Genomic DNA, 10,776 nt, shown 5'->3' with positions numbered 1-10,776 from the left:
TGGCCCACCATCCTCCCCACCACCCCACCCACCGACCTCCCCACCTACCCCTTCCAACACCACCCCTACTGGCTCCAGCCGACCTCGCTCACCAGTCCCGACCAGCTGGGGCAGGCCGCCATCGACCACCCGCTGCTCACCTCGGCGATCGAGCTGCCCGACGGCGAAGGGCACCTCTTCACGGGCCGGCTGTCGCGGCGGACGCAAGCGTGGCTCGGGGACCATGCCGTGCGCGGTGTGGTGATCCTGCCGGGGACGGCGTACGTCGATCTGGTGCTCGCGGTGGCCGAGTACATCGGCTGTGAGCGCGTCGACGAGCTCACGCTGGAGGCGCCTCTCGTCGTACCGGAGGAGGGTGCGGTTCAGCTGCGGGTCACCGTGGGGCTGCCGGACGAAGCCGGTGGGCGTCCGGTCAGGGTTCACTCACGTCCCGAGGGCGCCACGCCGGAGGCCGAGTGGTCCCGGCACGCGACCGGGTTCGTAGGCGTTGGGCGGGCGGCCGAGGCGGAAGGGTTGGCCGTGTGGCCGCCGGCCGGGGCCGTGCCCGTCGATCTCGGGAGCGTCCACGACCGCGCGGGCGTCATGGGTCTGGAGTACGGGTCGGCGTTCCAGGGGCTGGAAGCCGCCTGGCGGCTCGGCGACGACGTGTACGCCGAAGTGGCGCTGCCCGACGAGGGCGACGCGGGACGGTTCCGGATTCACCCCGCTCTGCTGGACGCTGCACTGCATCCGCTCGTCCTCGACGGCGACACCGGCGGCTCGGACGAGGGGGACGCGCAGGGGGTGCGTATTCCGTTCGCGTGGACGGGAGTTGCTCTGCATGCCGTCGGGGCCGCTCGTCTGCGGGTGCGGCTGTCGCCGTCGGAGCAGGGTGGGGTGGCACTTCGGGTTGCCGACCAAGCGGGTGTTGCGGTCGCCTCGGTCGAGAGCCTGGACCTGCGGCCGCTCGTCCCCGAACGTCTCGTCGCGGCGCAGCGGGGAGGGCAGGACGCGCTGTTCCACGTCGACTGGGCCACGATCGATGTCGTCGGGGAACCGGGTGCCGGCGGCGGACCGGTGGTCCTCGGCGATCAACCCGATCTGGCCGCGGCCCTGGCGGGAGCGGCATATGAGGATCTTCCGGATCTCGTGCGGGCCGTGGAGTCCGGCGTGACCGTGCCGGCCCTGGTCCTCGCGGTCTGCGATCCGGTCGACGGGGCTGGCGCCGAGGCCGCGCACACCGTCTCGCATCGGACGCTGGATCTGGTGCAGGAGTGGCTCGCCGACGAGCGGTTCGGCGGCTCCCGGCTGCTGGTGGTGACCCGCGGTGCCGTCGCCGTACAGGGCGGGGAGGACGTCGGCGATCTGGCCGCGGCCACGGTGTGGGGTCTGCTGCGTGTGGCGCAGTTGGAGAACCCCGACCGGTTCGCGCTGGTCGACCTCGACGACCGGGCCACTTCCTTGGACGTGCTCCCTGCGGCGGTGGCCGCTGCCGCCGGGGGCGGGGAGCCGCAGCTCGCGGTCCGGGACGGTGCCGTCCTCGCGCCCCGGCTGGTGCGCGCGGACGCGGATACGGCACTGGCGGTACCGGAAGCCGAGCCGGTCTGGCGGGTGGACATCCCCGAGAAGGGGACGCTGGACAACCTCGCGGTCGTCGCCGCGTCGGATGCCTCCGCGCCCCTGTGTGCGGGGCAGGTGCGGGTCGCGGTACGGGCGACGGGCCTCAACTTCCGGGACGTGCTCATCGGCCTGGACATGTATCCGGGGCGGGAAACCCTGGGCGGCGAGGGCGCCGGCGTGGTGCTCGAAGTCGCCCCCGATGTCACCTCGATCGCCGTGGGTGACCGGGTGATGGGCCTCTTTGCGGGCGCCATGGGCCCGGTCGCGGTCACGGACCACCGGCTGCTGACGCGGCTCCCGGCCGGGATGGGCTTCGCCGAGGCGGCGTCTGTGCCCGTGGTGTTCCTGACGGCCTACTACGGTCTGTCCGATCTGGCGGGGGTGCGGCCGGGCCGGCGGCTGCTGGTGCACGCAGCGGCGGGCGGCGTGGGCATGGCGGCCGTCCAGCTCGCCCGACACTGGGGCGTGGAGGTGTTCGGCACCGCCAGCCCGGGCAAGTGGAATGTCCTGCGCACCCAGGGCTTCGACGAGGCGCACCTCGCGAACTCCCGCACGCTGGAGTTCGCGGAGCATTTCCGCACCGCGACCGGCGGCGAGGGCGTGGATGTCGTACTGAACTCCCTGGCGCGGGAGTTCGTGGACGCATCACTGCGGCTGCTGCGGCCCGGCGGTCGCTTCCTGGAGATGGGCAAGACCGACATCCGCGAGGCCGACGAGGTCGCGGCGCGGCACCCGGATGTGGGGTACCGGCCCTTCGACCTCCAGGACGCCGGACCGGACCGCATCCAGGAGATGCTCGGCGAACTCGTCGCGCTCTTCGAACAGGGTGTGCTGCGCCCGCTGCCGATCACCACCTGGGACGTGCGCAGGGCACCCGAAGCCTTCCGATACCTCAGCCAGGCACGCAACGTCGGCAAGATCGTCCTCACGGTTCCGGCACCGCTCGACCCGGACGGAACCGTGCTGATCACGGGTGGCACGGGCACCCTCGGCGGGCTCGTCGCACGCCGTCTCGTCCACGAACACGGAGTACGTCACCTGCTGTTGACGAGTCGTCAGGGACCGGATGCTGCTCAGGCTGCCGAGCTGGAGGCCGAGCTGACCGAGCTCGGGGCGGACATCACCGTCGTTGCCTGTGACGCCGCCGACCGCGAGGCACTGGCCGGACTGCTCTCCGCGGTGCCGTCGAAACACCCGCTCACTGCGGTGATCCACGCGGCAGGTGTGCTCGACGACGCGACCGTGCAGGCGCTGACACCGGAGCGGTTCGACACCGTCCTGCGCCCGAAGGCCGACGCCGCCTGGAACCTGCACGAGCTGACCCGGGACGCCGACCTGGCGGAGTTCATCCTGTTCTCCTCGGTCGCGGGCACCCTCGGCAGCGCCGGGCAGGCCAACTACGCCGCCGCCAACGCCTACCTCGACTCCCTCGCCGTGCACCGCCGGGCACACGGTCTGCCCGCCACCTCCCTCGCCTGGGGACTGTGGGACCAGGCGAGCGGCATGACAGGGCATCTCGACCGGGCCGACCTGTCCCGGGTGAGCCGTGCGCATGTCACCGCGTTGCCGACGGACGAGGCGCTGGCCTTGTTCGACGCCGCGCTGCGCAGCAGCCGCCCGCTCGTGGTGCCCGCGCGGCTGAACACCACGACACTGCGAGCCGGCACGGACCCGGCCGGCCTGCCGCCGCTGCTCCGCGGGCTCGTCCGGGTGCGACGCCTGCGGCAGGCCGGTACTCAGGCGCCTGCCGCTTCGATGTCGGCGCGGTGGCAGCAGCGGCTGGCGGGTCTGCCGGACGCCGAACAACGGGAGACCCTGCTCCAGACGGTCCGCTCCGAGGCGGCGACCGTACTGGGCCACGCCTCACCGTCGGACATCAGGGGCGAACAGGCCTTCAAGGACCTCGGGTTCGACTCGCTGGCCGCGGTCGAGTTCCGTAACCGGCTGGGCACCGCACTGGGCCTTCGCCTGCCCAGCACCCTGGTCTTCGACCGTCCCACACCGGCTGCGGTCGCCGAGTTCCTCCAGGGCGAACTGGCCCCCGCCGTTCCCGCGCCGACCGGCGACACGGACCTCATGGCCGGCCTCGAAGGCCTGGAGAAGGCGGTGCTCGCCGCCCCACCGGACGACGGGACGCTCGGCAGGCTCGCCGCACGTCTGAAGGCGCTCCTCTTCAGGCTCGACACCCGGGAGACCGACGGCAGCGGCGGGGAGCCCGGTGAGGGCGAGGACTTCGCCATGCGATTCGACGGCGCGACGGACGACGAGATCTTCGACCTGATCGACAACGAACTCTGAGAACCGGTCGGCGCAGGGCCCTCCTGCGCCAACCGCTTCCCCGGAACGAGTGCTTGCTTCTTGGATTCCCCGGAAGGATCGGCAGCGGATGGCGAACGAGCAGAAGCTTCGTGACTACCTCAAGCGGGTGAGCGCTGACCTGCATCAGGCGCGCCGGCAGGTGCAGCGGCTCGAGGCCAGGAAGCAGGAGCCGATCGCCATCGTCGGCATGGCCTGCCGCTACCCGGGCGGCGTCACCTCCCCCGAGGAGCTGTGGGAGCTGGTCGCCGACGGCCGCGACGCGATCGGGGAGTTCCCCACCAACCGTGGCTGGGACGTCGACAGCATCTACGACCCCGACCCGGACATGCCGGGCAAGACCTACGCCCGCACCGGCGGCTTCATCCACGACGCCGACGCGTTCGACGCGGAGTTCTTCGGGATCAGCCCCCGCGAGGCACTGGCCATGGATCCGCAGCAGCGGCTACTGCTGGAGACCACCTGGGAGGCCCTGGAACGGGCGGGCATCGCCCCGACCACCTTGCACGGCACCGCGACCAGCGTGTTCGCCGGTGTCGGCGGCCAGGAGTACGCCTCTCTTCGCCACCCCGGGTCCGAAGGCGCCGACGGTTACATCCTCACCGGCATCGCCGCCAGCGTCGCCTCCGGCCGACCGGCCTACGCCCTGGGCCTGGAGGGCGCCGCCGTCTCCGTCGACACGGCCTGCTCCTCCTCCCTGGTCGCCCTGCACCTCGCGGTCCAGGCGCTGCGGGGCGAGGAGTGCTCACTGGCCCTGGCGGGCGGCGCCACGATCATGCCCAGCCCGGGGATCTTCCTGGAGTTCAGCCGTCAGCGCGGTCTCGCCCGCGACGGCCGCTGCAAGCCGTTCGCCGCGGCGGCCGACGGAACGGGCTGGGCCGAGGGCGTCGGCATGCTCGTACTGGAGCGGTTGTCGGACGCGGAGCGCAACGGCCACCGGGTACTGGCCGTCGTGCGGGGCTCGGCCGTCAACCAGGACGGCGCCAGCAACGGCCTGACCGCACCGAACGGGCCTTCCCAGCAGCGGGTGATCCGGGCCGCGCTGGACAGCGCCCGCCTCACCCCGGCCGACATCGACGCCGTCGAAGCCCACGGCACGGGGACCACACTGGGGGACCCGATCGAGGCACAGGCCCTCATCGCCACCTACGGGCAGGAGCGGCCTGGTGAGCGGCCGTTGTGGCTGGGATCGGTGAAGTCCAACATCGGCCACACCCAGGCCGCCGCCGGAGTCGCGGGAATCATCAAGATGGTGCAGGCCATGCGCAACGGGGTGCTGCCGCGGACCCTGCACGTGGATGAACCCAGCCCGCACGTGGACTGGCAGGCAGGGGCGGTACGGCTGCTGACCGAGCCCGTCGCCTGGCCCGACAGCGGGCGTCCGCGGCGGGCGGCGGTGTCGTCGTTCGGGATCAGCGGGACGAATGCGCACGTGATCCTGGAAGCTGCGCCCGCCCGGCAGGAAGCCGAGCCGGGGGATCCCGCTGAAGGCACGCTGCCGGTGGTGCCGTGGGTGCTGTCCGGCAAGACCGAAGCCGCGCTCTACGAACAGGCCGCACGTCTGCGGGACTTCGTGGCCGCGTCCGACGCTGACCCGGTACAGGTGGCGGGTGCCCTCGCCACGACTCGCAGCCACTTCACCCACCGGGCCGCGGTCACCGGCACCACCACCGACGAACTGCTCGCCGGACTCGACGCCCTGGCGCGCGGGGAGCACGCGTCCAACGTGCTGGCGGGTAACGCCGGTTCGGCTGGGAAGCTGGCCTTCCTGTGCGCCGGACAGGGCAGCCAGCGCCCCGGCATGGGACACGACCTGTACACCGCCTTCCCCGTCTTCGCCGCCGCCCTCGACGACGTCTGCGCACACCTCGACCCGCTCCTCGACCGGCCGCTGCGGGAGGTGATGTTCGCCGAACCCGGCACCCCGGAAGCCGAGCTGCTGGACCACACCGGCTACACCCAACCCGCCCTCTTCGCCCACCAGACCGCCCTGTACCGGCTCCTGGAGCACTGGGGCGCACACCCCGACTACCTCATCGGCCACTCCCTCGGTGAGATCACCGCAGCCCACCTCGCCGGCGTCCTCTCCCTGCCCGACGCCTGCACCCTCGTCGCCGCCCGCGCCCGCCTCATGCAATCCCTCCCCACAGACGGCGCCATGGTTGCGGTACAGGCCACGGAAGAAGAGATGCGGCCCCACCTCACCGACGGCGTCGACATCGCCGCCATCAACGGCCCCACCTCGATCGTGATCTCCGGCGACACCCCCGCCGTCCTCGCCCTCGCCCAGCACTGGAAAGACCACGGCCGCAAAACCCACCAACTCCCCGTCAGCCACGCCTTCCACAGCCCCCACATGGACCCCATCCTCACCGACTTCCACACCGTGGCGGCCGGCCTGACCTACCACCGCCCCCAGATCCCCGTCATCTCCAACGTCACCGGCGAACTCGCCACTTCAGAGCAGCTCACGTCAGCCGGCTACTGGACCGACCACATCCGCCAGGCCGTCCGCTTCCATCAGGGCATCCACACCCTGGACGCACATGGCGTGACCACATACGTCGAACTCGGCCCGGACGCGACGCTCACCACGCTCGTCAGCACCACCCTGGACCGGCCCGCCGCGATCGCCACGCACGGCGCGGACCAGGCGGAGCGCGAGTCGCTCGCCACGGCCGTGCTCATGGCGTACACCCATGGCGTCACCCCCGACTGGCGGACCCTCCTCCCCCACTCGGCCGACAGCCTTCCCGATCTCCCCACCTACCCTTTCCAACACCAGAGTTACTGGCTCCGGTCCGACCCGGTCACCAGTCCCGGCAGGCTCGGGCAGAACGAGACGGGCCACGCCCTCCTGGATGCGGCCATCGAACTGCCCGGCGGCGAAGGCCATCTCTTCACCGGCCGGGTCTCCCTGGCCACACACCCCTGGCTCGCCGATCACGTCATCGGCGGCTCCGTCATCGTGCCGGGAACGGCGTACGTGGATCTGGTGCTCCACGCGGCCGATCACATCGGCGGCGGATACCTGGACGAACTCACCCACCATGTCTTTCTCGCCGTACCCGAACAGGGGGCCCTGCAACTGCGGCTCACGATCGGTGCCGTGGACGAGGCGGGGCGGCGTGCATTCACGCTGCACTCGCGTCCCGAGGGCGTCCCGCCGGACACCGACTGGTCGCGTCACGCCGACGGGTTCATCGGCACCGGTCTGCGGGTCGAACCGGAGACACTGACGGCATGGCCGCCCGCCGGCGCCGTCCCCGTCGATGTCGATGCCCTCCAGCGGCACCTGGCCGCCTTGGGCTTCGGTTACGGGCCGCTCTTCCTCGGTCTGCACACCGCCTGGCTGAGCGAGGGGGCCGTGTATGCCGAGGTCTCCCTGCCCGACGGCGCCGATGTCGACTCCTTCGGGATCCATCCGGGGCTGCTCGACGCGGCGCTCCAGTCCTTCTTCGCCGAGAAGCTCCGCCGGGCGGGCGGCGACCCGGCCGCGCTCCGGCTCGGTGTGCCGTTCTCCTGGTCCGGGGTGTCGTTGCACGCCACCGGTGCCACCGCGCTGCGGGTCCGTATCGGGGTCGTGGACGCCGACACGCTGACGCTGGCGATCTTCGACGACACCGGCGCTCCGGTGATGAGGATCGACTCGCTCTCCACCCGTGAGGTCGGCCCGGAGCAGCTGGCGGCCGTGCGTAGCGCGCGGCAGGACCTGTTCGAGCTGCGGTGGACGCCCCTGCGCACCCCTGATGCGGCTGCCGCGGCCGGACGCTGGGCTGTCCTGGGCGACGACGCCTTCGCATCGGGGCTGGGCATCGAGGCCGACCATCATGCGGACTGGGAGTCGTTGAGTACGGCGCTGGCGGAGGGGGCGCCGGTTCCCGGGGTCGTCCTGGCCCCGTTCGCCTCCCCCGAGGACTCCTGCACCGACCCCGCGGACGTGGTCCACGCCCACACCCATCGCGCCCTCGCGCTGATCCAGGGCTTCCTTTCGGACGAGCGTTTCGCCACTTGTCGTCTGGCGTTCCTCACCCGTCACGCCGTCGCCACGACCGACAACGAACCGCCGGCCGACCTGCCCGCGTCCGCCCTGTGGGGTCTGGTGCGCAGCGCAGAGTCGGAGAATCCGGGCCGCCTGCTCCTGATCGACCTCGACCAGGAGGACGCCTCCCGGACTGTCCTGCCCCTGGCCCTTACTGCCGAAGTGCCCCAAGTCGCCCTGCGTGAGGGCAGGTTGTACACCCCGCAGCTCGTCCGTGCGACGGACTCCGAGGGCGACGCCGAGACCGCCTTCCGCGCCGGCGGCACGGTCCTGATCACCGGCGGTACCGGCGCCCTGGGCCGGCTGGTCGCCCGTCACCTGGTCGAGCAGCACGGCGTACGGCACCTGCTGCTCACCAGTCGCCGCGGACCCGACGCCGAGGGTGCCGCGCAACTTGAGGCGGACCTGGCCGAGTTGGGAGCGCGGGTCACCATTGCCGCCTGCGACGCCGCGGATCGCGAGGCCCTGACCGCACTGCTGGCCGGCATTCCCGACGAGCACCCCCTCACCGCCGTCATCCACGCCGCCGGCGTACTCGACGACGCCACCGTGCAGTCCCTGACCCCGGACCGCCTCGACACCGTCCTGCGCCCCAAGGCCGACGCCGCCTGGAACCTCCACCACCTCACCCAGGACCACGACCTCACGGCCTTCGTCCTCTTCTCCTCCGCGGCCGGTGTGCTGGGCAACCCCGGGCAGGCCAACTACGCCGCCGCGAACACCTTCCTGGACGCCCTCGCCGCACACCGCCACACACAGGGCCTGCCCGCCACCTCCCTCGCCTGGGGACCGTGGACGGCCGATGGCGGCATGGCCGGCGCTCTCGCCACGAGCGACCACCACCGCATCGCCGGCAAGGGAGTGCAACCCCTCTCCCCCGACCAGGCGCTGGCCCTGCTGACCACCACCCTCACCGCCGGCGTGCACACGCCGCTGCTCATCCCCGCCAGGCTCACCACCACCCCCCGGGCCCGCGCCCGACGCACGGCTCAGCGCGCGGCGGCCGAGACCTCACGGCTCCAGCAGGACCTGGCGGGCAGGAACACGGCCGAGCGGCACCGGATACTGCTGGATCTGGTTCGCCGCCACGCCGCCGACGCACTCGGCCACGACACGGTGGACGCAATCGATCCCGACCAGGCGTTTCAAGGCCTCGGCTTCGACTCACTCACCGCCGTCCAACTACGCAACCACCTCAACACCGCCACCGGACTGCGACTGCCGGCCACCGCCCTCTTCGACTACCCGACCGCCACCGCGCTCGCCTGCTACCTGAGCACCAAGCTCGAAGCCACGGCGGACGGGCCCGCCCACCGATCCGCTGCGGGAGCCACCCGTACCGCGTCCGCCGCGACCGACGAGCCCATCGCGATCGTCGGCATGGCCTGCCGCTACCCGGGCGGCGTCTCCTCACCGGAAGACCTGTGGGAGCTGGTCGTCGAAGGCCGCGAGGGGATTTCGGAGTTCCCCACCAACCGCGGCTGGGACATCGACGGCATCTACGACCCCGACCCGAAGGCCCCGGGCAAGACGTACGGCCGGCACGGCGGCTTCGTGCACGACGCCGACCGCTTCGACGCCGCGTTCTTCGGGATCAGCCCGCGCGAGGCACTGGCCATGGATCCGCAGCAGCGGCTCCTGCTGGAGACCAGTTGGGAGGCCCTGGAACGGGCGGGGATCGATCCGGCCACGCTGCGCGGCGGCAGCACCGGCGTGTTCATCGGCATCTCCGCCGGAGAGTACTCGCTGCTCGGCCACCGCGGCCCCGAAGACGTCGAGGGCTACCTGCTGACGGGCAGTTCGCCGAGCGTCGCCTCCGGCCGCATCGCCTACACCTTCGGGCTGGAGGGCCCTGCGTTCAGTGTCGACACGGCATGCTCCTCCTCGCTGGTCGCGCTGCACCTCGCGTGCCAGTCGCTACGCGACGGCGAGTCCCCTCTGGCCCTCGTCGGTGGGGCGACGGTGCATGCGACGCCCGGCATGTTCCAGGAGTTCAGCCGACTGCGCGGGCTCGCCCCCGACGGCCGCTGCAAGTCCTTCTCCGCCGCCGCCGACGGCGTCGCCTGGAGTGAGGGCGCGGCGACCTTCGTCCTCGAACGGCTCTCGGACGCCCGGCGCAACGGACATCGGGTCCTCGCTCTGGTCCGCGGTACGGCGATCAACCAGGACGGTGCCAGCAACGGCCTGACGGCCCCCAACGGTCCCTCCCAGCAACGCGTCATCCAGGCCGCCCTGGCCAACGCCCACCTCACTCCGGCCGACATCGACGCCGTCGAGGCCCACGGCACCGGGACCTCACTCGGTGACCCGATCGAGGCACAGGCCCTCATCGCCACGTACGGGCAGGAGCGGCCCGACGACCGGCCGTTGTGGCTGGGCTCCGTCAAGTCCAACATCGGGCACGCCGTTGCCGCCGCGGGGGCCGGCGGCATGATCAAGATGATCATGGCCATGCGCCACGGCGTCCTGCCCAAGTCCCTCCACTCCGAAGCCCCCTCCCCGTACGTCGACTGGGACGAAGGCGCCGTCGCCCTGCTCACCGACGCGATCCCCTGGCCGGAGACCGGGCATGCGCGTCGCGCCGGAGTGTCGTCCTTCGGTGTCAGCGGGACGAATGCGCACGTGATCCTGGAAGCTGCGCCTGCCGTCGAGGACACGCCGGTCGAGGCCGCGCTGCCGGTGGTGCCGTGGCTGGTGTCCGGCAAGACCGAGACCGCGCTGCACGAACAGGCCGCACGTCTGCGGGACTTCGTGGCCGCCTCCGCTGTGGATGCGGTGCGGGTGGCGTCCACGCTGGCCACCGGGCGCAGCCACTTCAC

2 protein-coding genes are annotated in these 10,776 nt (G+C 72.0%); both read left to right on the top strand.

All coding sequences use genetic code 11. The features are described from left to right. Positions 1-3,897 (top strand): SDR family NAD(P)-dependent oxidoreductase (locus tag ACP4J3_RS50105; RefSeq protein ID WP_426544873.1); only part of this gene is annotated, 3,897 nt, incomplete at its 5' end. 88 nt (positions 3,898-3,985) lie between these two features. Continuing rightward, a partial coding sequence (locus ACP4J3_RS50100; protein WP_426544871.1) for a type I polyketide synthase occupies positions 3,986-10,776 on the top strand: 6,791 nt, incomplete at its 3' end.

The sequence above is a fragment of the Streptomyces sp. UG1 genome, from assembly GCF_049974585.1.
Taxonomy (GTDB): Bacteria; Actinomycetota; Actinomycetes; order Streptomycetales; family Streptomycetaceae; genus Streptomyces.
The sequence above is the reverse complement of the archived record's forward strand: the minus strand, read 5'-3'. Positions and strand labels throughout refer to the sequence as shown.